We start from the raw sequence: 23510 nt of genomic DNA, 5'->3' as shown, positions 1-23510 counted from the left end.
TCCTGTTCGCCTCAGTGTCGTTCAGTAGCGCGCGATGACCGGCGCGTCGAACTTGTAGTTCATCCGCACCACCGCCCATTGGATGTCGCGCGGCTTGGCGTCGAACGTGTAGGTGCCCGCGGCGGTGCCGGCGAGCTGATAGGTCTGACGCTCGAAGGCCGCGTAGTTGTATTCGACGCCGATGGTCCAGTTGCGGGTGATGCCGTATTCCCAGCCGGCGCCGACCGTCCAGCCGCTGGCCCAATGGGTCTGGCTGCCGGAGCCGGTTGACGGCGGAAGGTTGTCGACGACGGACAGGCGGTTGTTCACGCCAGCATAGCCGCCCTTGAAATAGAGCAGGTTGTTCTGGATCGCGTAGCCGGCACGACCGACGATCGTTGCCATGGCGTTCGACCGCCAACTGAATTGATCGTCGCGGCCGACGCCGAACACCGTGTTGGTGACGCGGCCGGAATTGTCGAGCCCGGTGATCGTGCCCTCGACGCCGAACACGAAGTTGTTGGCCTGCCAGTTGTAGCCGATCTGACCGCCACCCATGAAGCCCGAGCCACGCTGCCGAAAGCCCTGGCCGGGCGCGAGATCGCCGAACGCCGTCGTGTTCGCGCTGTTGACCCACTGCTCGTTGGTCCAGGCGCCGCCGAGATGGCCGCCAATGTAGAAGCCGGACCAGTTGTAGACCGTTTCCACATAGGCCGGCGCCTTGGTGTACGGACGGGCGGCAAGGTCGGCGGCCGACGCACCACCGACGCCGAGCGCCGTGGTCACGGTCAGCGCGGCAATGAATTTGGCATGAGACATGGTGGCATCCCCAAATTGTCTGATGGAGACGAGCTTTCCCAGAGAGACCCTTACCAAAAGCAAACCGCGGGAACCGGGCGCGCAGAATCCATGTGCGCCGGTTGCGAATCATGTCTGTCTGTTGCAATCACGCAACTTCTAACGGCTCCTTTAAGGAGCTGTTATCCTTGAAAATTCCCTTCCTGCGCGCGACGCCTGTCAGCCCGCCGCCGGCGAGTGCACGTGCTCCGGCCGCACCCCGATCGCGACAAGACGCGCCGTCAGCCCTTGTAGCCAGGGCATCGCGGTGATCAACCGCAACGCGAGCGGCACCGGCTGATCGCCACCCTTCAGCGCGGTGCTGATGATGTTGTTCTGCGCGATTACCTGCATGCGTTGCGTCACCCGCACCGGGAATTCGCGGCGACGCCGCACCGCATCGAGTTCGTCCTCCGACGGACAGCCTTGTACGAGCTTCGCCGCCAGGATGTTGGCGGTCGCGACTGCGTCCTGTACCGCGAGGTTGACGCCGACGCCGCCGATCGGCGACATCGCGTGCGCGGCGTCGCCGATACAGAGCAGGCCAGGACGGGTCCAGCGCGTCAGGCGATTGATCGCAACCGTAAGCAGCTTGACGTCGTCAAAACTCTTCACGTCGGCAATGCCGGCCTTGAGGATCGGCGCGAGCCGCAGCACATCGTCGAGCAGCGCCGGCAATCCCCTCGCCTTCACGGCCTCGTATTGTCCCTTGGCGATCACATAGGCGCATTGCCAATAGTCGCCGCGATCAAACGTCACCATCATCTTGCCGTCGTCGATGCGGGCGAACAGATTCTCGGTCTCGTCCCGACGCCGCCCGACGCGAAACCACAGCACGTCCATCGGCGCGCCGATCTCCTCGACGTCGAGGCCGGCATGCTCGCGCACGATCGAATGGCGGCCGTCGCAGCCGATCGTGAGATCAGCCTCGATCTCGATGGGGCCATCAGGCGTTTTCACGCGGACGCCTGCAACAGCGTCGCCGCGCCGGATCAGGTCGGTTGCCTCGGCGCTCATCAAAACCTGCAGCGAGGGGAAACGCTTGCCGCTCTCGCGCAGAAAGCTGAGGAAGTCCCACTGCGGCATCATCGCGATGAAAGGATATTTGACGCTGAGGCGGCTGAGGTCGGCGATCCGCACCGAGGTGCCGCCGAACATCCCCTCGAGCTTCTGGATGTCCTGGTGCGGCAGCTTCAGGAAGCCGTCGATCAGGCCGAGCTCGTCCATCACCTGCAGGGTCGACGGATGCACCGTATCGCCGCGGAAGTCGCGGAAGAAATCGGCGTGCTTCTCCAGCACCACGACATCGATCCCGGCGCGTCCGAGCAGATAGCCGAGCATCATGCCGGCCGGCCCGCCGCCGACGACGCAGCAGCGCACCTTCATCCGACGCGTCTTCGCCGTTGCCGGATTGCCTGCATCCATGATGCCGTCCTTATCGCTGCCTCGCCGACTGTAACGCAGACCGGATGACAAGGATGCTGTGCTATCGCCTGAACGTCTTGATTTCCGACACGCTGCCGTCGCGATAGGTCAGCTCCACCGAGACCGATTTGGTCTGCGGCGCGAGCTTCAGATAGGGCTGAGCGTCGGACGGGATCGCGCTCGGATCGCGCTGATTGCAGGGCGGCATCTTCAACACCTTGTCCGGCACCGCAGTGTCGATGCCGATCCGCACCTCGCGGATCGCACAGCGATACGACATCAGGTGCGTATAGTAGACGAGCAGCCCGTTGAACTCGCGGAACGACAGCCAGCTCGTCGCGGTCATGTCGAGGATCTTGCGCTGGTCGCGGATCAGCGCGGCGTCGGGATCGAACTTGATCGGGAATGGCCCCTGCATCTCGCCCTGCGTATCGACATAGCGAAGCTCGATCGTGGCCGCCGGCGCATCGGCCGGCAGCTCGATCGATGGATTGGGCACCCGCTTGCGCGTACGCGGATCGAGCGTGTCCATGAAGCCGGTTTCGCGGAAATCGCCGCTGTCGCCGATCCGCCAGGAGATGCCGAGCGTCGGATCGGCGATCGAGAACACGACGGTCCAGCCGCCATTGTGCCGCGAGAAGCTCGCGATCGGCGCGTTGATCGAGTCCTCCTTCGGCAGCTTCGGTACCGAGACCGGCGGCAGCGCGGCCACCTGCTGCGGCGGAGCCGACGGCTTGGCCGCCTCGGCCTGCCCCTTGGCGATCCCGTTCAGGAAGACGTCGTCCACCATCTGGTCGAAATAGACCGGGATCTGCTTGTGCTTCACGGTCTCGGCCATCTCGCTGACCAGGCGCCGCGTACGCTGGGCAACCTGCACCAGATTTTCACCGGGCTGCAGCAGCTCCCTGGCAAAGGTTCGCGTGAACACCGAATTGGGATTGGCGTCGTCGTTCGAGAGCCGGTCGAGCGCGGTCTGACGCGGCCCCGCCGAAAACACCGAGAACACGCCTTCGGGCAGCTGCGTCATCGGCGCGAGGCCACCGCCGCCGGCAACGGCGCGCGTGCCGGCGCGCTCGAACGGATTGTTGCGGCAGGCGTCGAACACCAGGATCGAGGTCCGCGCCTTCTTGTTCTGCAACCGCTCGATGATGCGGTCGGCGAGAACCGAAGCGTCGCGCACCAGCTCCTCCTGCCCCTCGGTGGCGGCCGGCACGTCGGTCGGCAGCAGGAAATTCTGACCCGCGATCTCAAAGCCGTGACCGGCATAGAAGAAGAACGCGGTGTCGCCGGGTTCTACGGCGCGGTCGAAAGCGAGCAGCGTCTCGGAGAACGCCTGCCGGTTCAAATTCTCCGCCACCATGACGTTGAAACCGAGCTGCTTCAGCGTGTCGCCCATGGTGCGGGCGTCGTTGACCGCCTTCTGCAGTTTGGGCACGTTCCTGTAATCATTGTTGCCGATCACCAGCGCGACGCGCCTTTCAGCCTGGGCGGGCGCCGCCGACGCGATAAATGCGACCGCCAACAGGGCCGCTGAAAGTCTCGAAAGCCAGCTCTTCATCCCAATTCCCGCCTGCACGACAAGTGCGCCGCTCGTGCGACCGCCGCCTAATAGTCGGATCAGCCGTTTGGCCGGTTCAAGGCCGACGCCGGATGGCCGTTGTGACCGCCCCATGGCGTGCCTCTCGGCCACCATGGGGCGTCCCGTCCGTCCCAGGTCAAGTTTCTTTTTACGACCCGCGTGATAGATTCCAGCTTCCATCCGGCGCGAGCTATCCGCACGTCCCAAGGGCATTCCAGGGGCTTTTCCGTGTACACATGGTCCACTGAGCAAGTCGATCCCCGGGATCGCTTCGACTATTGGCGCGAGGTGCGCGCCAAAGGGTTGTTCGGCGTCACCGCGGAACTAGAACCCGAGCAACGCCGCGACTTCTTCGGCGAATTCTCGCTGCGCCAGCTCGGCGATGCCGGGCTGGTCGAGCTGCGTGCCTCGCCCTACCGCGTCGAGCGGCGCGCCGGCGACATCGCAGACGCGCGCAGCGACAGCCTGTGCATCTACCAGCAACTCGGCGGTGGCGGCTGGTTCGGCGGCGCGCGGCTCGATGAATTCGCGGTGCGCGACGGCATGTTCGCGACCAGCTATTCGGACCTGCCCTATCGCACCGTTCCGCTGCACGATGACGGCTTCCACCTGCGCATCATCAAGATCCCGGTGACGAACATCGTCCCACCGGGTGCCGAGCTCGGCGAACTGGTCCCGAGGCCCATGCAGGATGAGACCGCGCTGCGGCCCCTGCTGGAATCCTGCTTCCGCGACCTCGTCGAAGGCCATGACGCCACCGCGGCGGACACGGCCCCGATGGTGCAGGCGCTCGCCCACATCGCGCTGATCGAGCGCGGCATCATGCGGCCAAAGAGCCGGCTCGCACAGCAGGCCCTGCGAAGCGCCCATCTGTCGCTGGCTCGCCGCCTGATCCGGCGGCATCTCGCGAACGCGGCGCTGACGCCAACCCTGATTGCCGGCCTGCTCGGCATCTCGGTGCGTCACCTGCACATCCTGTTCGAGGAGACTGAGATGAGCTTCTCGGAGACCGTCACCGCGCTTCGGCTCGCGCAAAGCCGCCGCCTGCTCCGCGAGCAGTCCGGGCAGACGATCGCCGAGGTCGCGTTTGCCTGCGGCTTCGAGAGTCTCGCGACGTTCTACCGCCTCTTCAATGCATCCGAATCGATGACCCCGGGCGATTACAGGGCGCGGCCGGCCTGAGCGCGCGGAGAGCGGTAATCCCGGCTGACCGGCTCAACCGCGCTCTTGCGGGTTACTAAGGCGCCGCCATCCCGTAAGCCGGATTCGCGCCAGCCCGAGGGTCTGACGCTCGGCGAGTACCGGGTGAAAACAGCGCGGACGCCTCCTCGGAGGCCTTGCTATCAGACACGGGGCCAGTGATTCATTTGACCGCCAAATGACGGAAGCGGCGCTTATTTTGGCGAAAACGTTAAGCTTTTTCGGCTATCGGCTGGTTCCAAGATTGACTTTACCGCTTTCGCCCCTATGTTGCGGGCAACGCGGCCCTCGGATCGAAACGCGATTCGTCAGGTTTGCCGTCCGTCAGCGTTAGCCAGAGCCCCCGAGCTTTATAGAAAAGCGAGCCGTTTCGGGGCCGAACGCGACAGCCTTTTACCTGCGATGCCGAACGGCGGTTTCGACCAGAGGCTCAATGTCTTTTTCCAATCTAGGCCTGTCCGATAAGGTCCTCGCCGCAGTTGCGGCCACCGGTTACACCACCCCCACTCCCATCCAGGAACAGGCAATCCCGCACGTCCTCGCCCGGCGCGACGTCCTCGGCATTGCCCAGACAGGCACCGGCAAGACCGCTGCCTTCGTTCTCCCGATGCTCACCCTTCTCGAGAAGGGCCGCGCGCGGGCACGCATGCCGCGCACCCTGATCCTCGAGCCGACCCGCGAGCTTGCCGCGCAGGTGAAGGAGCAGTTCGACAAATACGGCGCCGGCCAGAAATTGAACGTGGCGCTGCTGATCGGCGGCGTCTCGTTCGGCGACCAGGACTCCAAGCTGATGCGCGGCGTCGACGTCCTGATCGCAACGCCCGGCCGCCTGCTCGACCATACCGAACGCGGCGGATTGCTGCTCACCGGCGTCGAGCTGCTGGTGATCGACGAAGCCGACCGCATGCTCGACATGGGGTTCATTCCCGACATCGAACGCATCTGCAAGCTCGTGCCGTTCACGCGGCAGACCCTGTTCTTCACCGCGACGATGCCCCCGGAGATCAGCCGCATCACCGAGGCCTTCCTGCACAATCCTGCGCGGATCGAAGTCTCCAAACCCGCAACCACCGCCGTCACCGTCACGCAATTGCAGGTCCCGGCCGGTCGCGAGGCGCATGACAAGCGCGAGATCCTCCGCCGGCTGCTGCGGGACGCCAAGGACCTCAACAACGCGATTATCTTCTGCAATCGCAAGCGCGAAGTCGCCGTCCTTCACAAGTCACTCCAGAAGCACGGCTTCAGTGTCGGCGCCCTCCACGGCGATATGGATCAGTCCGCCCGCACCGCGGCGCTGGATCAATTCCGCAAGGGCGAGATTCCGTTGCTCGTCGCCTCCGACGTCGCCGCCCGTGGCCTCGATATTCCCGCGGTGAGCCACGTCTTCAATTTCGACGTGCCGCACCACCCCGATGATTACGTCCACCGCATCGGCCGCACCGGCCGCGCCGGACGCACCGGTACCGCGATCTCCATCGTCACATCGCTCGACAGCAAGTCGATGACGGCGATCGAGAAGCTGATCGGCCAGGCGATCCCGCGCGCCGAGGGCGACTTCACCGTTCACAGCGAAGCCTCGGACGACGACGCCGCGCCGCGCCGCGCGCGCGGCCGCGAAGGTTCGCGCGACGGTACCCGTGGCGGCCGCAAGCCGCGACGTGAACGCGAGCCGCGTCACGGTGAACGCGAAGCGCGTCACGGTGAACGCGAGCCGCGTCAGGACCAGGAGCCCCGCCAGGAGCGTGCAGCCAAGCCGGAGCGCGAACCGCGCCACGGCCGCGGCACCTCGCCCCGGGCCACCCCGTCGCACGTGCCGTCGATCGGGCGTGCCGAGCCATCGCGGCCGCAGCGCGAGGTGGACCACGAGCCCGCCGATCATTCGCACCTGCCCGCTTTCCTGCTGCGGCCTGTGCGCGCACGCGCCTAAGGCCGGCTCCGATGCCGCCGCGCCAGCGGCGGTTTTTCCCGGCAGCCGCGTCGCCGCGGGCGACCGACGCACACGCTGATCCCTCGCGTTTGAAGCAAATGCGCGCAGTTTTCGCGGCGCAATGGCGAGCAAGCGAAAAAGCTTGCGAAAGCCGAGCCCGACCCACGCCGGAATCGAGCTCGTATGACATTAGTCGCGGCGAAATCCCCGTAGTTCCACTGTTTACCTTGCCTTCATTCTCGTCCCGTACCTTCGCGCCAATAATTTAGTCATTGCTGCCGGGCATGACCGGCATCGCGTGTATTAAGGACGTGACAGTGGTCAAGCTACTGGACGAACACGAACGTACGTTGGCCTTTGCCGAAGTTGCGCTTGGTCAGATCCGCTCGCTTCGCCAGACCGCCGTGCCGCGCAACTACGAAATCTGGTACGTCTACGCGACCGGATACAACGCACCGCTCAACAAGGTCATCAACGAGACGCTGGCGCGAAGCGGCAAGCTCTCTGAATCCGACCTCGAGCAGATCTACGAAACCTACCTTTCGCACATCAAGACCTCGGACCGCATCGACAAGGTCGGCGCGCGCGTCATCGGCGAGATCGACGCCGTCATGCGGCTGATCACCGATGCGCTCGGCGTGTCCGCGACTTACGACGCGAGCCTCGTCGGCGCCAGCGACCGCCTCTCGACCGCGACCACGCGCGACCAGATCAAGAGCATCGTCGAGGGGCTGGCCAAATCGACGCGCGAGATGCGCGAGACCAATCAGGCATTGGAGAACCGGCTCGCGCTATCGAAGTCGGAGATCAGCGACCTGCAACACAGCCTTGAGGCGATCCGCGCCGAGAGCCTGACCGATCCGCTCACCGGCCTCGGCAACCGGAAATATTTCGACCGCTCGATCGACATGGCTGTGCAGGCCGCATTGGCCAGCGGCGAGCCGCTGTCGCTGCTGATGTTCGACATCGATCACTTCAAGTCGTTCAACGATTCCTACGGCCATCTCACCGGCGATCAGGTGCTGCGGCTGGTGGCACAAACGCTGAAGCAGACCATCAAGGGCCAGGACATCACCGCCCGCTATGGCGGCGAGGAATTCGCGGTGGTGCTGCCGAACACTGCGCTGCGCCAGGCGCTGACAGTCGCCGACCACATCCGCCGTGCCGTGATGGCCAAGGAGCTGAAGAAGAAGTCGACAGGCGAGATCCTCGGCCGTGTCACGATCTCGGTCGGCGTCTCCATACTGAAGCCGGTCGACGACACGGATTCCCTGATCGAGCGCGCCGACGCCTGCCTCTATGCCGCCAAGCGCGCCGGCCGCAACCGCGTGATCTGCGAAGCCGACCCGGAATACAGCGCCGAGACCCAGACCCGCGTAGCGTGACCGGTCCGCGTTCTTCTCCCCGCCGTCATTGCGAGCGAAGCGAAGCAATCCATCTGCCCGCAAATGCGAATAGATGGATTGCTTCGTCGCTTCAGCGCAAAATTGCCTTACAATTTTGTCGCGAGCTCCTGGCAATGACGTAGATGCATTTGGCCCTCAGGACGACGGCCGTTTCCTCGGCACGCGCTTCTTCTGAGCCGTGGACGACTTTGCGGTGATCTTCGTTCCCGCTGTCTTCTTCGCCGCGGCCTTCTTCACCGGCGTCTTCGACTTCGGCGCGGCCGGTCGTTTCCTCGGCCGCTTGCGCAGCGCGGCGCGCTGGGCGGCACCGAGCGCCGAGCGTGCCCAGACCGCGAGCTCCTCGGCATCGTCGAACAACCGAGCCGGCAGCTGCCAGTACGAGTTCACCGTCACCGTCTTGGCGCGCGTCTGGTACTGGAACGGCCCGCAGCCTTCGGCCTCGAATTGCGGGATGGTCTCCTCATCGGCGCGGAAGTAGAGCCCGGCGCGCAGCGCGAGCGCGAAATTAGTACCGTCAGCGGAGATGCCGTAACCGGAGAACATCCGGCGCAGCGTGACCGGGCCGAAATCGGCGAACAGGTCGGTCAGGAATTCGCGGTCCATATGCCCACCATTGTTCCAGCGCAGCCAAACGCGCCAGCCGCAGCCTGTTGGCAGCGCAGTATGGTCGACGACGGCGTCAACATGCAACGATGGTAGGTATAGGATCCAAAACGCGAGCGCGATTGCGCGCTCGCGAGGGCGCAGCGGCGATCAGACCGTCGCCGGCTTGAGCTGCACCGACTCGCCGCAACCGCAGGCGGAGACCTGATTCGGGTTGTTAAACACGAACTGGGCCTGCATCCTGTCGGCCACGTAGTCCATCTCGGTGCCAAGCAGGAACAGCACGGCCTTCGGATCGACCAGGATCTTCACGCCCTTGTCCTCGACCACTTCGTCGGTCGGACGGATCTCATGGGCGTATTCGACGGTGTAGGATTGTCCGGCGCAGCCGCCATTCTTGATGCCGACCCGCAGGCCGACGATCTCGGAATCGGCGCGCTTGGTCAGCTCGGTGATCCGGTCCGCCGCGGCATCGGTCAGTCTCATGACCTGCGGGCGCGGCCGCTTCGGCTTGGCTGGGGTCGGTGAGGCTTGTGTCATGTCATCCATGTGGTCAGTCCCAGCGACAATTCAATCTCGAGCTTAGGTTCAATCCCCTAACTCATCACCACATATTGAGGACGAGGCGCGCCTCGTCCGACATCCGGTCCGGCGTCCAGGCCGGATCCCACACCAGATTGACGTTGACGACGCCGACGCCGGGGACGCTGGCAACCGCGTTCTCGACCATCTGCGGCAACTCGCCGGCTGCCGGGCAGTTCGGGGTGGTCAGCGTCATCAGGATGTCGACCGAGCGGTCATCCTTGAGGTCGACCTTGTAGATCAGGCCGAGCTCGTAGATGTCGGCCGGGATTTCCGGGTCGAACACCGTCTTCAGCGCCGCGACGATCTCGCCGCTCATGCGCTCGGTCTCCTCCGCCGGCAGCGCCGAGGTGGTTTCCATGGTGGCCGTCTTGACTTCGGCTGTATCGGTCATGCGAACAATTCCCGCGCCTTGATCAGCGCTTGCGCCAGATGGTCGACTTCTTCCCTTGTATTATACATCCCGAAGGATGCGCGGCAGGTGGCCGTGACGTTGAACCGCTCTAAAAGCGGCATCACGCAATGGGTGCCGGCACGCACCGCAATGCCCTGCCGGTCGATCACAGTCGCGACATCGTGGGGATGCGCGCCCTTCATCTCGAAGGAGATCACCGGCCCCTTGTTGCGGGCGGTTCCGATCACGCGCAGCGAGTTAATCTCGCGCAAGCGGTCTTGCGCATAGGTCAGCAGCTCATGCTCATGCGCGGCGATCCGCTCCTTGCCGATCGAATTGACGTAGTCGATCGCAGCACCCAGCCCGATCGCCTCGACGATCGGCGGCGTCCCCGCCTCGAACTTGTGCGGCGGATCGCCATAGGTGACCCAGTCCTTGGCCACTTCACGGATCATCTCGCCGCCGCCGTTGAACGGCCGCATCGCCACCAGATGCTCGTGCTTGGCGTAGAGCGCGCCGATGCCGGTCGGCCCGTACACCTTGTGGCCGGTAAAGGCGTAGAAATCGCAATCGAGGTCCTGGACGTCGATCGGCAGATGCACCGCGCCTTGCGCGCCGTCGACCAGCACCGGAATGCCGCGGGCGTGCGCGAGCCGGACCACCTCCTTGACCGGAACCAGGGTGCCGAGCGCGTTCGACATCTGGGTGATCGCGACGATCTTGGTGCGCGGGCTCAGGAGCTTCTCGAACTCCTCGATCAGGAAATTGCCCTCGTCGTCGACCGGCGCCCACTTGATCACGGCACCATGGCGCTCCCGGAGGAAGTGCCACGGCACGATGTTGGAGTGGTGCTCCATGATCGAGAGGACGATCTCGTCGCCCTCCTTGATGTTCACCCCGCCCCAGGACGACGCCACCAGGTTGATCGCCTCGGTGACGTTGCGGGTGAAGACGATCTCTTCAGTGCGGCGGGCGTTGATGAACTGCGCGACCTTGCCGCGGGCGCCCTCATAAGCCTCAGTCGCGGCATTGGCGAGGTAATGCAGGCCGCGATGCACGTTGGCGTATTCGCTCTTGTAGGCCTCGGTCATGCGGTCGAGCACCGCATTCGGCTTCTGCGCCGAGGCCGCGTTGTCGAGATAGACCAGCGGCTTGCCATAGATCTGCATGGCGAGCGCCGGGAAATCCTGCCGCACCAGGGCGACGTCGTAGGAACCGTTGGCGACCGCCTTGTGCATGCTCACGCCCTCGCCTGAAGCCAGCGCTGCGCGGTGGCAATTGCGACCTCGCGCAACGCGTCGCTGGCAATCGTCTCGATCGCCTCGCCGACAAAGGCCTGGATCAGAAGCGCCTGCGCTTCCTTCTCGGGCAGTCCGCGGGCGCGCATGTAGAACAGCAGGCTCTCGTCGAGCGCACCGGTGGTCGCACCATGGCCGCAGGTGACGTCGTCGGCGAAGATCTCGAGCTCGGGCTTGTTGTCGGCTTCCGCGTCGTCGGACAGCAGCAGCGCGCGGGTCATCATCTTGGCGTCGGTCTTCTGGGCGTCGGGACGGACGATGATGCGGCCCTGGAACACGGAATGGGCACGGTCGTCGACGACGGCACGGAAGATCTCGCGGCTCGCGCAGTGCGGCACCGCATGATCCACGAACAGCGTGGTGTCGGCGTGCTGCTTGCCGTTGATCAGATTGACGCCGTTGGTCTCGACATTGGAGCCTTCGCCGGCGCAGGTGACCGTCAACTGATAGCGGCTGACATGACCGCCCGAGGTCAGACCGAACGTGTTGAAATGGGCGTGCGCGCCAAGCGTCACCGTCGCCGAGGAAATGTTGAAGGCATCGACGCTGTCTTCGACCAGACGCACATGATCGAGCCGCGCATTGTCGCCGATCGCGACAATCAGCCCATCATGGGTCTGGTAAGCCTTGGCGCCCTCGCCGGCGAGATAGCTCTCCACCAGCGTCACGCCGGTATCGCGGCCGAGCCGGAGCAGCGAGCGCGTGAACATCGCAGCCGGCGTCGCGCCGGATGCAACGTGGACGATGTGCAGCGGCTGGGCCAGCACCGTGCCATTGGCGATGTCGATAACGACGCCATCGGTCGCCATTGCGCCGTTCAGCGCAATCATCGGATTGGACGTGTCTGACGCAAAGGCCTGCGCGGAAAGCGCGTCCTCGCCGGCATCGAGCACCTCGCGCAGCGGGCGGATGCTCAGTCCCTTATCGAGATTACCGAGGTCGGAGAGGTCGGGCGCGAACGCGCCATCGACCAGCACCAGGCGGCGTACGCCGTCGATCGCCCGCAGCTTGACCGCAGCAGCAGCACGCCCCAGCGCCGCCGCATCCGGCGCAGGGGCCAGCGGCAGCACCTCGCGCATCAGCGCGCGCAGGTCGGTATATTTCCAGTCCTCGATCCGGCGATGCGGCAGACCAAGGCGCTCATAAGCCTCGAACGCCTCGCGGCGCTGATCGGCGATCTTGCCCTTGCCCGGCAGACGGTCGCGCGCAACGGCGAAAGCATCGCCCAGCGCGCGCCCGGTCTCGGTCTTTGCAACAACGTTCATCTGAGAACCCGCATTTGTCAGGCAGCGTCTTCGAACTGCGCGTAGCCGGACTCTTCCAGCTCCAGCGCCAGTTCCTTGCCGCCGCTCTTCACCACCCGGCCCTTCGACATCACGTGCACGAAATCGGGCACGATGTAGTTGAGCAGCCGCTGATAGTGGGTGATGACGACCATCGCGCGCTCCGGCGAGCGCAGTGCATTGACGCCGTCGGCGGCGATCCGCAGCGCGTCGATGTCGAGGCCGGAATCCATTTCGTCGAGGATGCAGACGGCCGGCTCGAACAGCGCCATCTGCAAGATCTCGTTGCGCTTCTTCTCGCCGCCGGAGAAGCCGACGTTGACGCCGCGCTTCAGCATGTCCTGCGGGATGCTCAACGACTTCGCCACTTCGCGGACCTTCTTGAGGAAGGCCGGCGACGAAATCTCATCCTCGCCGCGCGCCTTGCGCTGGGCGTTGAGCGCCGCATGGAGGAAATTCCAGGTGGTCACGCCGGGGATTTCCACCGGATACTGGAACGCCAGGAACACGCCCTTGGCGGCGCGCTCATTGGGCGCCATCTCCAGGAGGTCTTCGCCCTTGAACAGGATTTGGCCGCCGGTGACTTCATAGCCGGGCTTGCCGGCGATGACGTGGGAGAGCGTCGATTTGCCGGAACCGTTCGGCCCCATGATCGCGTGCACCTCGCCCGGGTTCACCGTGAGCGACAGCCCGTGGAGGATCTCGCGCTCCTCGACACGAACCTGCAGATCTTTCACTTCAAGCAGAGACATCTGATTTTTCCTGAGCATCATCCGCAAGGCGCGTTGGCCGCGCCGTTAGCGGGATGGATTAGCCAACCGAACCTTCAAGGCTGATGGAGATCAGCTTCTGCGCTTCCACCGCGAACTCCATCGGCAGTTGCTGCAGCACGTCCTTCACGAAGCCGTTGACGACGAGGCCGACGGCTTCCTCCTGCGAGAGCCCGCGCTGGATGCAGTAGAACAGCACGTCCTCGGAAATCTTCGACGTCGTCGCCTCATGCTCGAACGTCGCCGAGGAATTCTTGGCCTCGACATAGGGCACGGTGTGCGCGCCGCATTTGTCGCCGATCAGGAGCGAGTCGCAGGCGGTGTAGTTGCGCGCGCCGGTGGCTTTGCGGTGCGCGCTGACGAGGCCGCGATAGGTGTTCTGCGACTTGCCGGCGGCGATGCCCTTGGAGATGATCCGGCTCGACGTGTTCTTGCCGAGATGAATCATCTTGGTGCCGCTATCGACCTGCTGAAAACCGTTCGAGATCGCGATCGAGTAGAACTCGCCGCTCGAATTGTCGCCGCGCAGGATGCAGCTCGGATACTTCCAGGTGATCGCCGAACCGGTCTCGACCTGGGTCCAGGAGATTTTGGAATTCCAGCCGCGGCAGTCGCCACGCTTGGTGACGAAATTGTAGATGCCGCCCTTGCCTTCCGAATTGCCGGGGTACCAGTTTTGCACCGTCGAATACTTGATCTCGGCGTCATCGAGCGTGACGAGCTCGACCACGGCCGCGTGCAGCTGGTTCTCGTCGCGCTGCGGCGCGGTGCAGCCTTCGAGATAGGAGACGTAGGAGCCCTTGTCGGCGATGATCAGCGTGCGCTCGAACTGGCCGGTGTTGCGCTCGTTGATGCGGAAATAGGTCGACAGCTCCATCGGGCAACGCACGCCCGGCGGCACGTAGACGAACGAGCCGTCGGAGAACACCGCCGAGTTCAGCGTAGCGAAGTAATTGTCCGAGGTCGGCACCACGGTGCCGAGATATTTCTGCACCAGCTCGGGATGCTCGCGGATCGCCTCTGAGATCGGCATGAAGATCACGCCGGCGGCCTTCAGCTCCTTCTGGAAGGTGGTTGCGACCGACACCGAATCGAACACGGCATCGACCGCGATCTTGCGATTGGCCGACGGCGGGCCGCCGGGCGGCGGCTCGACGCCCTCGAGAACGGCGACTTCGCGGAGCGGGATGCCGAGCTTCTCATAGGTCTTGAGAATTTCCGGATCGATCTCGTCGATCGAGGACAGCGTTTTCTTCGGCTTCGGCGCCGAATAATAATAAAGATCCTGATAGTCGATCTTCGGATAGTTGACGCGCGCCCAAGTCGGCTCGGTCATGGTCAGCCAGCGGCGATACGCCTCCAGACGCCATTCCAGCATCCAGGCCGGTTCATTCTTCTTTGCAGAGATGAAGCGGACGGTGTCTTCCGACAGGCCTTTCGGGGCCTTGTCGGACTCGATCAGCGTCTCAAATCCATAACGATACTGGTCGACGTCGATGCGCCGGACGCGCTCGACCGTCTCTTGTACAGCAGGCATTCAATCCTCCGCTCGCGGTTTCAAGGACCGCGGTGGATCTCAAGTTCCGAAGTCTCTTACGATGCTTTGAAGACGAAATCACCCGCTTAGAACTGTTCAAGCTGTGTTTCGTCGCGCTCCCTTAACTAAGGTATCGGCGAGCTTTCGCCAAGCCTTGAGGGCCAAATCCACGTCTGTCTCCGTGGTAGACCAGCCAAGACTGAGCCGCACCGCTCCCTGGGACACCTCTTGACGGTATCCCATTGCCTCCAGGACGTGGGACGGCTGGACCTTGCCCGACGAGCAAGCGGAACCGGAAGACACCGCTACCCCCGCCAGGTCGAATCCGATGACCGCCGTTTCGGCCTTCATGCCGGGCGCCGTGAACAGAACGGTATTCGGCAACCGCTCTACGTTATCGGAGAAGACCACCACGTCCGGCGTCTGCCGCAGCCCGTGCTCGAGCCGGTCGCGCAGTCCCCTGACGCCGGCGGCGTCGGCCTTCAGCGCCACCATCGCGGCCTTCGCGGCCGCACCAAAGCCGGCAATCCCTGCGACGTTCTCGGTCCCTGCCCGTCGTCCGAGCTCCTGCCCGCCGCCGCGCAGGAACGCCTCCAGTCCTTCGACGCCTTCGGCAAGCACCAGTGCGCCTGCGCCCTTCGGTCCACCGATCTTGTGCGCCGACAGCGTCACCAGATCGGCCTGGGTCGAGGCGAGATCGAACGGAATCTTGCCGAACGCCTGGATCGCATCGACATGCGCCAGGCCACCGGCCGCGTGGACGATCTCGGCGACGTCAGCCACCGGCTGGATGGCGCCGGTCTCGTTGTTCGCCAGCATCACCGAGACCAATGCGGGCGCACCGTCGGCCAGCAGCGCACGCAGATGATCGAGATCGATCACCCCGGCGCGCGTGACATTGATCGCGAGGGTGGCCTCACGCGCAAACCGTCCGCCCGCGAGGACAGACGCATGCTCGATCGCGGACACCAGGAGCCGGCTGACCGGCGCGCCTGCACCGCGGCGCAGTCCCGGCGTCAATGCGAGCGCATTGGCTTCGGTCCCGCCGGAGAGAAACACGACGTCCTGCGGCCGGCCGCCGACCGCATTCGCCACCGCATTGCGGGCATCCTCGACCAGCCGGCGCGCGCGGCGTCCCTCGCTGTGCACCGAGGACGGATTGCCGCTCAATTCCCATGCAGCAGCCATCGCCGCCTTTGCCTCCTGGCGAAGTGGCGTTGTGGCATTCCAGTCGAGATAGACGCGATCGGCCATCGAGCTTGTCCGCGGCAACCACCGTGGTTGCGGCCTTCCATTGCGACATAACGACAGTCGGGCAGCGAGACCAGATCAGAGTCACCAATGCGGGAGATTTTTCACGCTCGGCCGGGAGTCCCATCGTGTTGCCTGGCAAGACATCTGCCTGCGCGCCGCGCGCGATAGCAATATGACAAACCAAAACTTCAGGTAGCCAACGAGCAATTCGGCGTGTTGATCCGGGTCGCCGCCGACGCGCCGGCTGCGCACGCGTCACGGAGCGGATTAGCCTCTGCCAAGCGGCACAATTTCCTTGATTTTTGCCCCTTGCGTCATGCTAGAAGGCCTTCCAGCGTGCCGCCCGGCGGCGCCTGCGCTGATTTCATCATGAGCCGCTCTGCTCGCGCCCGTCGCCGAAGATGGCTCCAACCGGTTGATTGATCGACGTCAATCAAGGGAACGCGTCAATCAAGGGAACACAATGCCTGAAGTCATTTTCACCGGCCCTGCTGGCCGTCTCGAGGGCCGCTATCACCCGGCCAAGCAGAAGAACGCGCCGATTGCGATGATCCTGCATCCGCATCCGCAGTTCCACGGCACGATGAACCACCAGATCGTCTACCAGTGCTATTACGCGTTCGCGCATCGCGGCTTCTCGGTGCTGCGCTTCAACTTCCGTGGCGTCGGTCGCAGCCAGGGCTCGTTCGATCACGGCACCGGCGAATTGTCCGATGCCGCGAGCGCGCTCGACTGGGCGCAGGCGATCAATCCGGAGGCGCGCGCTTGCTGGGTTGCGGGTTTCTCGTTCGGCGCATGGATCGGCATGCAGCTTCTGATGCGCCGGCCGGAGGTCGAGGGATTCATCTCGATCGCGCCACCCGCCAATCTCTACGACTTCTCGTTTCTCGCGCCCTGCCCGTCGTCGGGCCTGATCGTACACGGCGACAAGGATGCCGTGGTGCCGCCCAAGGACGTCAACACGCTGGTCGAGAAGCTGAAGACGCAGAAGGGCATCGTGATCGACCAGCAGGTCATCCCCGGCGCCAACCACTTCTTCGACGGCAAGCTCGAGCCGCTGATGGAGACGGTGACCGGCTATCTGGACATGCGCCTCGCCAACGTGCGCTGAGCGACGCCGCTCTGGTAGCCCGGATGGAGCCAACGGGTCGCGCGAACGCGCGCCCGATGACAGGCTCCGCGAAATCCGGGACCACTGCCTCCGCGGTTAGACCTGCCCCGGATTGCGCTTCGCTCCATCCGGGCTACGAAGCCACCTACTCCGGCGCGAATTTCAGTGCGGCGATGCCGACCAGCACCAGTGCGATCCCGGCGACCTTCATCGGGTTCAAGGCTTCGTTGAACAGCAACACGCCCATGGTCAGCGTGCCGACCGCGCCGATGCCGGTCCATACCGTGTAGGCGATGCCGACGCCGAGCACCTGCAACGCGCGCCCGAGCAGGAACACGAACGCGGCGAGCAGTGCGAGCGAGACCAGCGTCCAGCCGAGGCGCGTATAACCTTCGGCATATTTCATCGAGATGGCCCAGCCGACGTCGAGAAGACCGGCAACGACCAGCGCGATCCAGGCAATGGAGTGCGACATGGCTTACGCGGCAAGCTTCAGCATGTGCGCGCGGTGGCCGACCAGGAACGCATGCAGCAGCGCGGGATAATCAGGTGAAACGGCGCTGCGCACGCTCGGCCGCTGCGCCAGCGCACTGCGCCAGGCGCGAAGTTTTGGCGTGTGGGTGAAAACGGCGAGATCGGTCAGCTGGTCGAACAGATCGAAATAGCGGAAGACCGGCGCGAACACCGCATCCACCAGGCTGAACCTGTCGCCCGCGAAGAACGGACCCGCGCCGAGCGCAGCCTCCACGCGCGCGAACTTTGCGGCGACCGCCTGCCGCTTGCTCTCGAAGGTCGCGGCATCGGTCGCAGTCTCGAGCCCCCAGAGGTCGCCGAGAATGGCCGAGCCGAACTCCATCCAGGCGCGATGCTCGGCGCGCGTCAGCGCGTTCTCGGGATGCAGCTTGGCGCCACCTTGCGTCTCCTCGATGTACTCACAGATCACGTTGCTCTCGAACAGCGCGACTTCCTTGCCGTCGTCGCCGGTCACGACCAGCACCGGCACCTTGCCGAGCGGCGAGATCTTCAGGAACCAGTCGGGCTTGTTGGCGAGATCGATATCGATCCGCTCGAACGGCACGCCCTTCTCATGCAGCGCGATCACCGCGCGTTGCACATAGGGACAGAGCTTGTGGCTGATCAGCTTCAGGGCGGCCATGACGAACCTCGCGTTCAATGCAACTGCATCGAATTAAATGCTGCGGCATGGAACTGTCAAGGTAGATGCATTTGCATCTAAATCACGGTCGCGCGATGATGCCCCCGGTCATCGGGATCGGCACCCCCGTGGTGGCGGGGTAGCTCAGCGGCAGCCCCTTCATGCCGCGCGCGGCAAGGAAGCCGAAGGCCTGCGCCTCGATCGCGTCCGCCGCCCAGCCAAGCGCCTCGGCGGGCTCGACGGTTGCCGGCGCCAGGCGCTCGCGCAGCATCCGCATCATCGTGAGGTTGGAGGCGCCGCCGCCGCAGATGATCCAGCTCTTCGGCCGTTTCGGCAGCAGCGGCACGACGCGGGCGATCGCGGCAGCCGTGAAAGCGGTCAGCGTCGCCGCGCCATCGGCCGGCGCCACGGCACCGAGCTTCAGGCCGGCGAAGTCGTTGCGGTCGAGCGATTTCGGCGGTGGCAGCGCGAAGAACGGCAGCTTGAGCGCCCGTGCGATCCAGGCTTCGTCCGGTTTGCCCAGCGCCGCGAACTTGCCGGCGGTGTCGAACGGCTGATGCATCTGGCGGAACATGAAGTCGTCGAGCAGCGCATTGCCGGGCCCGGTGTCGCAGGCGATCAGCGTGTCGGTTCCGTCGATATAGGTGATGTTGGAGACGCCGCCGATATTGACCACGACGGTCGGCCCCTCGCGGTTCAGCGATTGCGCCAGCGCACGGTGGTAGACCGGCACGAGCGGAGCACCCTGCCCGCCGGCCTCGACGTCGGCGGCGCGGAAATCATGCATCACCGGAATGTGGATCGCTTTGGCGAGCGCCAGGGCATCGCCGATCTGGACCGTCAACCTCCGCTCGGGGCGATGCAGCACGGTCTGGCCATGGAACCCGACGATGTCGATGTCCTGGGCGGAGATCCGGGTCTGCGCCATGAAGCTGGCGACCGCCTCGGCATGGGCTGACGTGACAACCTGCTCGGCCTGCCGCAATATCCCCGGCCGGGCGTCGCGCTGTGTCAGATGGACGGCCTCGGTGAGCGCCTGGCGCAGCAGGCTGCGCTCGCTGTCGGTATAGGGGCGATAGCCCGTCGGCCCGAAGGCCTTGATCTGGCGGCCGTCGGTCTCGATCAGTGCCACGTCGACCCCGTCGAGCGAGGTCCCGCTCATCAGACCGAGTGCCGTTAACATCATTGTGGAAGCGCCCCAGCCGGGAACCCCCGGCTTGTCTCAAACAAGTACATCCTATAATGCCACTGCGCGTCCGCCTGCGGCAGCCTCAAGCATCAAGGTTCCGCAAATAGACGCAAAAACCGTAAAACAAGAATGATCTGGCTCGCCGACAAATGACTGCATTTAAATCGGATTTCCTGAACACTCTACAGGAACGCGGCTTCGTCCACCAGTGCTCCGATTTCGAGGGCCTCGACGCGCTTGCCGCGAAGGGCGAGGCGACCGCCTATGTCGGCTATGACTGCACCGCGCCGTCGCTGCACATCGGCAACTTCCTCACCATGATGATGCTGTACTGGCTGCAACAGAGCGGCAACAAGCCGATAACATTGATGGGCGGCGGCACCACGATGGTCGGCGACCCCTCCGGCAAGGACGAGACGCGCGCGATGCGCACGGTCGCAGAGATTGAAGCCAACAAGGCCTCGATCCGCGGCGTGTTCGCCAAGGTGCTGCGCTATGGCAATGGGCCTTCCGACGCCATCATGCTGGACAACGCCGAGTGGCTGACCAAGCTGAACTGGATCGAGATGCTGCGCGACATCGGCCGGCATTTCTCGGTCAACCGCATGCTGACGATGGATTCGGTGCGGCTCCGGCTCGAGCGCGAGCAGGAGATGAGCTTCATCGAATTCAACTACATGGTCTGCCAGGCCTACGACTTCGTCGAGCTGTCGCGCCGCGCCGGCTGCCGGCTGCAAATGGGCGGCTCCGATCAGTGGGGCAACATCGTCAATGGCGTCGATCTCGGCCGCCGCATGGGCTCGCCGCAACTGTTCGCACTGACCACGCCGTTGCTGACCACCGCCTCCGGCGACAAGATGGGCAAGACCGCCAAGGGCGCGGTGTGGCTCAACGCCGACCAGTTCTCGCCGTACGACTTCTGGCAGTATTGGCGCAATGTCGAGGACGCCGACGTCGTCAAATTCCTCAAGCTGTTCACGATCCTGCCGATGAGCGAGATCGGCAAGCTCGCGGCGCTCGGTGGCAGCGAGATCAACGAAGCCAAGAAGGTGTTGGCGACCGAGGCCACCGCCCTGCTCCATGGCCGCGACGCGGCCAGTGAAGCCGCCGAGACCGCGCGCCGGACCTTCGAGGAAGGCGCGCTGGCCGAAACCCTGCCGACGGTGGAAATTCCGCGCGGCGAATTTGAAGCCGGCGTCGGCGTGCTGGCCGCCTTCGTCAAGGCCGAGCTCGTCGCGTCCAACGGCGAAGCGCGGCGGCAGATCAAGGGCGGCGGCCTGCGCGTCAACGACGCCGCTGTCACCGACGAGAAGATGCTGCTGACGCCGGCCAATCTCACGCCGGAAGGCGTCGTCAAGCTGTCGCTCGGCAAGAAGCGGCACGTCCTGCTGAAGCCTGCATAGGCGCATTCGCATTTGTCGGTTGTAGGGAGTGCGGAAAGCGCGCTCCTTGCTTTCCGATGGATCAGACCACGCCTCCGAATGACACGCTTGCAGCGCCGGCGAAACAGTCGCGCGTCGCGCTGAACGTGCTCGCGCTCTGCTTCGTGCTGTCGGTGCTCGGGCGCGGTCTCAGCGACAGCTTCACGGTCTTCCTCAAACCGATCTCGGAAAATTTCGGCTGGGACCGCGCCTCTGTCGTGTCGGTCTATTCGCTGACCTGGCTCGCCAGCGGCCTCACCGCGCCCCTGGTCGGGCGCCTGTTCGACCGCTCCGGTCCGCGCGTGGTCTATGCGCTGGGCCTGTCGCTGCTCGGCTGCGCATTCCTGATCGCCTCGCGCGCCGAGCAGCTCTGGCAATTCCAGCTCAGCGTCGGCCTCTGTGTCGGCTTCGGCACCGCGCTGATCGGCAACGTCTCGAACTCGATCCTGCTCGGCCGCTGGTTCGGGCCAAAGCTGCCGACCGCCATGGCCGTGATGTATTCGGCGACCGGCGCCGGCCTCTTGGTGCTGCTGCCGCTGTCGCAGGTGCTGATCGACCGCATCGGCTGGCGCGAGGCCTATCAGGTGTTCGGCGTCAGTGCGCTCAGCCTGCTTGTCCCGCTGGTCTTCCTGCCGTGGCGGCTGCTCGCCGGCGGATCGCCACACATCGTGAAGAAGGCTCAAGCCGGCCTCGCCGAAGAAGGCTGGACGTTGCTGGCCGCGATGCGCCACCATGCCTTCTGGGCGCTGTTCTCGACCTTCTTCTTCACCGCGGTTGCGATGTATGCACTGACGGCGCAGATCGTCGCCTACCTGATCGATGTTGGCTTCCCGCCGCTGCAGGCCGCGACCGCCTGGGGCTTCTCCGGCGTCGCGCTGTTCGTCGGCATGCTCGGCGTGTCCACGCTTGACGGCATCATCGGCCGCCGTCCCAGCGTGCTGTTCAGCTACGGCGTCTCGATCGTCGGCATCATCCTGCTCTGGCTGTTGCAGTGGTATCCGAACTACTGGCTGCTGACCGGCTTCATCATCTCCTTCGGCAGCATGATCGGCTCGCGCGGCCCGCTGATCACCGCGACCGCGCTGAAAATCTTCCGCGGCGAGCGCGTCGGCACGATCTACGGGACGATCATGATCGGCAGCGGCCTCGGCTCGGCGCTTGGCTCCTGGGGCGGCGGCCTGATCCATGATTGGACCCACAGCTACAATCCGCTGATCGCCTTCGCCCTCGTCAATGTCGTGCTCGGCCTGATCCCGTTCCTGGTGGTGCCGGCGCTGCGGCGCTAGAGCAGATTCTGATCAGACACGGTCATAACCGGCTGCGGCGAAGAAGTTCAGGCACTTTTGGGCGGTGAAGGCGGTCAGGGCGGTGGCAATAGCGTTGTCCAAAGCCTCGATTGATCTGGCGGCGGCCTTTCGAAGTGCGGCTTTGAGCTTGGCGAAGGCCATTTCGATCGGATTGAGGTCGGGCGAATAAGGCGGCAAATAGAGGAGCTGGGCGCCCACGGCATCGATTGCGATGCCGACCTCGGCGCGCTTGTGTGCTGCGAGATTGTCCATCACCACGATGTCGCCGGGCCTGAGTGTCGGCACGAGGACTTGCGTCACGTAAGCCTCGAACGCCAGACCATCCATGGGACCGTCAAGGACCATCGGCGCAGTCATGCCGGTCGCTCTGAGCGCGCCGACGAAGGTCGTCGTCTTCCAATGACCATGCGGGAGCGCTGCGACACAGCGCTGGCCGTACGGCGAGCGGCCATAGCGCCGCGCCATCTTGGTCGAGGCTCCCGTCTCGTCGATAAACACCAACCGATGGATGCCGATCTCAGGCTGAGATGCCTTCCACGCCGCGCGTTCAGCGGCCACGTCCGGCCGATCCTGCTCGCTGGCGTGCGATGTTTTTTTTGAACGTGATGTTGCGGCGATCGAAGAATCGCCAGACCACGCTCGGCACGAAACGCTCGCCGTGGACTTTGAGGAGATGGTCAGCGATCTCGGCCAGCGTCATGTCAGGCGTAGCCTTGACCAGGGAGAGGATCTCCGCAGCATGACCCTCGATCCGAGCTGAACGTCTGTCTCCGCCCTGCGCTCCCGCCTCACAAGCGCCGGTGCTGCGCCATTCGTTGACCAGTTCGATCGCTGTCGATGGCGCTACGCCGAACCGGCCGGCGGCGCCCCGACAGCTCATGCCTTCCTCTTCCACAGCCCGAATAATGCGAAGGCGAAGGTCCGGCGAGAGCGGCTTAGCCATGGGGGCTGGCCTCCATCACCAGCCCTCAGGGTGAATCACGATTTGCCTCACAAGGGAATCTGGAGGGTTCTGTGAGGTCGCGCTCACGCGAGGGCGCGGCAGGCGCTTATGACGCGACCTCATTGAAGCCGGATTGAACGAAGGCGCGGGAGGCTATTCGCGGTTTTGCAGCTATGGGGATTGTTCGAGATCGCCATGCCCGATCTGCTGGCTCGGCGCGTGAGGCAGAGACACAGGAGTGCGCATCCTGGAAGAGTTGAGATCAGACGCGCTTCGCCTGAGATCGCGATAGGCCTTTTGCTGCATCGG

General features: G+C 64.5%; 21 protein-coding genes. 6 read left to right on the top strand and 15 right to left on the bottom strand.

The window, feature by feature from the left end; genetic code table 11:
* Positions 1-21 precede the first annotated feature (21 nt).
* The 3 genes from HU230_RS11385 to HU230_RS11375 form a co-directional block, all read right to left on the bottom strand.
* The gene (locus tag HU230_RS11385) at positions 22-798 is read right to left on the bottom strand and encodes an outer membrane protein (RefSeq protein ID WP_176531599.1); all 777 of its coding nucleotides are present in this window, start codon (positions 796-798) and stop codon (positions 22-24) included.
* A 198-nt stretch (positions 799-996) separates the two neighbouring features.
* Positions 997-2241 (bottom strand): FAD-dependent oxidoreductase, encoded by a 1245-nt coding sequence (locus HU230_RS11380; RefSeq protein ID WP_210284242.1) that lies wholly within the window; start codon positions 2239-2241, stop codon positions 997-999.
* Positions 2242-2302: 61 nt separating this feature from the next.
* A complete protein-coding gene (locus HU230_RS11375; RefSeq protein WP_176531600.1) occupies positions 2303-3799 on the bottom strand; it encodes a caspase family protein in 1497 nt (498 codons plus the stop codon).
* Between the two features lie 249 nt (positions 3800-4048).
* On the opposite strand from HU230_RS11375, the gene HU230_RS11370 reads away from it, so the two are divergent.
* The 3 genes from HU230_RS11370 (at position 4049) to HU230_RS11360 (ending at position 8332) form a co-directional block, all read left to right on the top strand.
* A complete protein-coding gene (locus HU230_RS11370) occupies positions 4049-5002 on the top strand; it encodes a helix-turn-helix transcriptional regulator (protein WP_176531601.1) in 954 nt (317 codons plus the stop codon).
* A 451-nt stretch (positions 5003-5453) separates the two neighbouring features.
* Positions 5454-6947, top strand: coding sequence for a DEAD/DEAH box helicase (locus HU230_RS11365; RefSeq protein WP_176531602.1), 1494 nt, complete (start codon positions 5454-5456; stop codon positions 6945-6947).
* A 317-nt stretch (positions 6948-7264) separates the two neighbouring features.
* Entirely contained in the window at positions 7265-8332 is a 1068-nt protein-coding gene (locus HU230_RS11360) for a GGDEF domain-containing protein (protein ID WP_176531603.1), read from the top strand.
* 156 nt (positions 8333-8488) lie between these two features.
* Here HU230_RS11360 and HU230_RS11355 read toward each other — a convergent pair whose 3' ends face one another.
* The 8 genes from HU230_RS11355 to HU230_RS11320 form a co-directional block, all read right to left on the bottom strand.
* On the bottom strand, positions 8489-8956 hold the full coding sequence (locus HU230_RS11355; RefSeq protein WP_176531604.1) for a TfoX/Sxy family protein: 468 nt from the start codon (positions 8954-8956) through the stop codon (positions 8489-8491).
* Positions 8957-9106: 150 nt separating this feature from the next.
* Complete coding sequence (locus tag HU230_RS11350; protein WP_092113811.1) at positions 9107-9496, bottom strand: HesB/IscA family protein; 390 nt, start codon at positions 9494-9496, stop codon at positions 9107-9109.
* A 64-nt stretch (positions 9497-9560) separates the two neighbouring features.
* Positions 9561-9932 (bottom strand): SUF system Fe-S cluster assembly protein, encoded by a 372-nt coding sequence (locus tag HU230_RS11345; protein WP_028342143.1) that lies wholly within the window; start codon positions 9930-9932, stop codon positions 9561-9563.
* Positions 9929-11176: a cysteine desulfurase gene (locus tag HU230_RS11340; protein WP_176531605.1), complete on the bottom strand. Its 1248-nt coding sequence runs from the start codon at positions 11174-11176 to the stop codon at positions 9929-9931. The genes HU230_RS11345 and HU230_RS11340 overlap by 4 nt, the downstream gene beginning before the upstream one ends.
* Positions 11173-12495, bottom strand: a complete 1323-nt coding sequence (gene sufD / locus HU230_RS11335; protein WP_176531606.1) for a Fe-S cluster assembly protein SufD — start codon at positions 12493-12495, stop codon at positions 11173-11175. Before sufD ends, HU230_RS11340 begins: the two co-directional genes overlap by 4 nt.
* Before the next feature lie 17 nt (positions 12496-12512).
* The gene (gene sufC, locus HU230_RS11330) at positions 12513-13265 is read right to left on the bottom strand and encodes a Fe-S cluster assembly ATPase SufC (RefSeq protein WP_176531607.1); all 753 of its coding nucleotides are present in this window, start codon (positions 13263-13265) and stop codon (positions 12513-12515) included.
* Between the two features lie 58 nt (positions 13266-13323).
* Positions 13324-14820, bottom strand: coding sequence for a Fe-S cluster assembly protein SufB (sufB, locus tag HU230_RS11325; RefSeq protein ID WP_176531608.1), 1497 nt, complete (start codon positions 14818-14820; stop codon positions 13324-13326).
* A 96-nt stretch (positions 14821-14916) separates the two neighbouring features.
* Entirely contained in the window at positions 14917-16074 is a 1158-nt protein-coding gene (locus HU230_RS11320; protein WP_176531609.1) for a cysteine desulfurase family protein, read from the bottom strand.
* 463 nt (positions 16075-16537) lie between these two features.
* Here HU230_RS11320 and HU230_RS11315 point away from each other — a divergent pair, with 463 nt between their 5' ends.
* On the top strand, positions 16538-17185 hold the full coding sequence (locus HU230_RS11315; RefSeq protein ID WP_016843213.1) for an alpha/beta hydrolase: 648 nt from the start codon (positions 16538-16540) through the stop codon (positions 17183-17185).
* A 145-nt stretch (positions 17186-17330) separates the two neighbouring features.
* Here the strand turns inward: HU230_RS11315 and HU230_RS11310 are convergent, their stop codons facing one another.
* The 3 genes from HU230_RS11310 to HU230_RS11300 form a co-directional block, all read right to left on the bottom strand.
* Positions 17331-17660 carry a DMT family transporter gene (locus tag HU230_RS11310; protein ID WP_176531610.1) on the bottom strand — a complete coding sequence of 110 codons (330 nt, stop codon included), beginning with the start codon at positions 17658-17660 and terminating at the stop codon, positions 17331-17333.
* A gap of 3 nt (positions 17661-17663) precedes the next feature.
* Positions 17664-18341: a glutathione S-transferase family protein gene (locus tag HU230_RS11305; RefSeq protein ID WP_176531611.1), complete on the bottom strand. Its 678-nt coding sequence runs from the start codon at positions 18339-18341 to the stop codon at positions 17664-17666.
* 82 nt (positions 18342-18423) lie between these two features.
* On the bottom strand, positions 18424-19527 hold the full coding sequence (locus HU230_RS11300) for an anhydro-N-acetylmuramic acid kinase (RefSeq protein ID WP_176531612.1): 1104 nt from the start codon (positions 19525-19527) through the stop codon (positions 18424-18426).
* 152 nt (positions 19528-19679) lie between these two features.
* On the opposite strand from HU230_RS11300, the gene tyrS reads away from it, so the two are divergent.
* Together tyrS and HU230_RS11290 are read left to right on the top strand one after the other, a co-directional pair.
* The gene (tyrS, locus tag HU230_RS11295) at positions 19680-20933 is read left to right on the top strand and encodes a tyrosine--tRNA ligase (protein ID WP_176531613.1); all 1254 of its coding nucleotides are present in this window, start codon (positions 19680-19682) and stop codon (positions 20931-20933) included.
* 56 nt (positions 20934-20989) lie between these two features.
* Positions 20990-22237, top strand: coding sequence for an MFS transporter (locus HU230_RS11290; RefSeq protein ID WP_176531614.1), 1248 nt, complete (start codon positions 20990-20992; stop codon positions 22235-22237).
* 12 nt (positions 22238-22249) lie between these two features.
* Here the strand turns inward: HU230_RS11290 and HU230_RS11285 are convergent.
* Positions 22250-23201 (bottom strand): IS630 family transposase gene (locus HU230_RS11285; RefSeq protein WP_176529724.1). Its coding sequence is split into 2 segments (ribosomal slippage): positions 22250-22862 and positions 22861-23201, totalling 954 coding nucleotides; the frame shifts between segments, so codons are not numbered across the junction.
* Between the last annotated feature and the right edge of the window lie 309 nt (positions 23202-23510).

It is taken from the genome of Bradyrhizobium quebecense (assembly GCF_013373795.3).
In the GTDB taxonomy this organism is placed as follows: Bacteria; Pseudomonadota; Alphaproteobacteria; order Rhizobiales; family Xanthobacteraceae; genus Bradyrhizobium; species Bradyrhizobium quebecense.
Note: the sequence above shows the minus strand (reverse complement) of the source record. Positions and strands in the feature narration are given on the sequence as shown.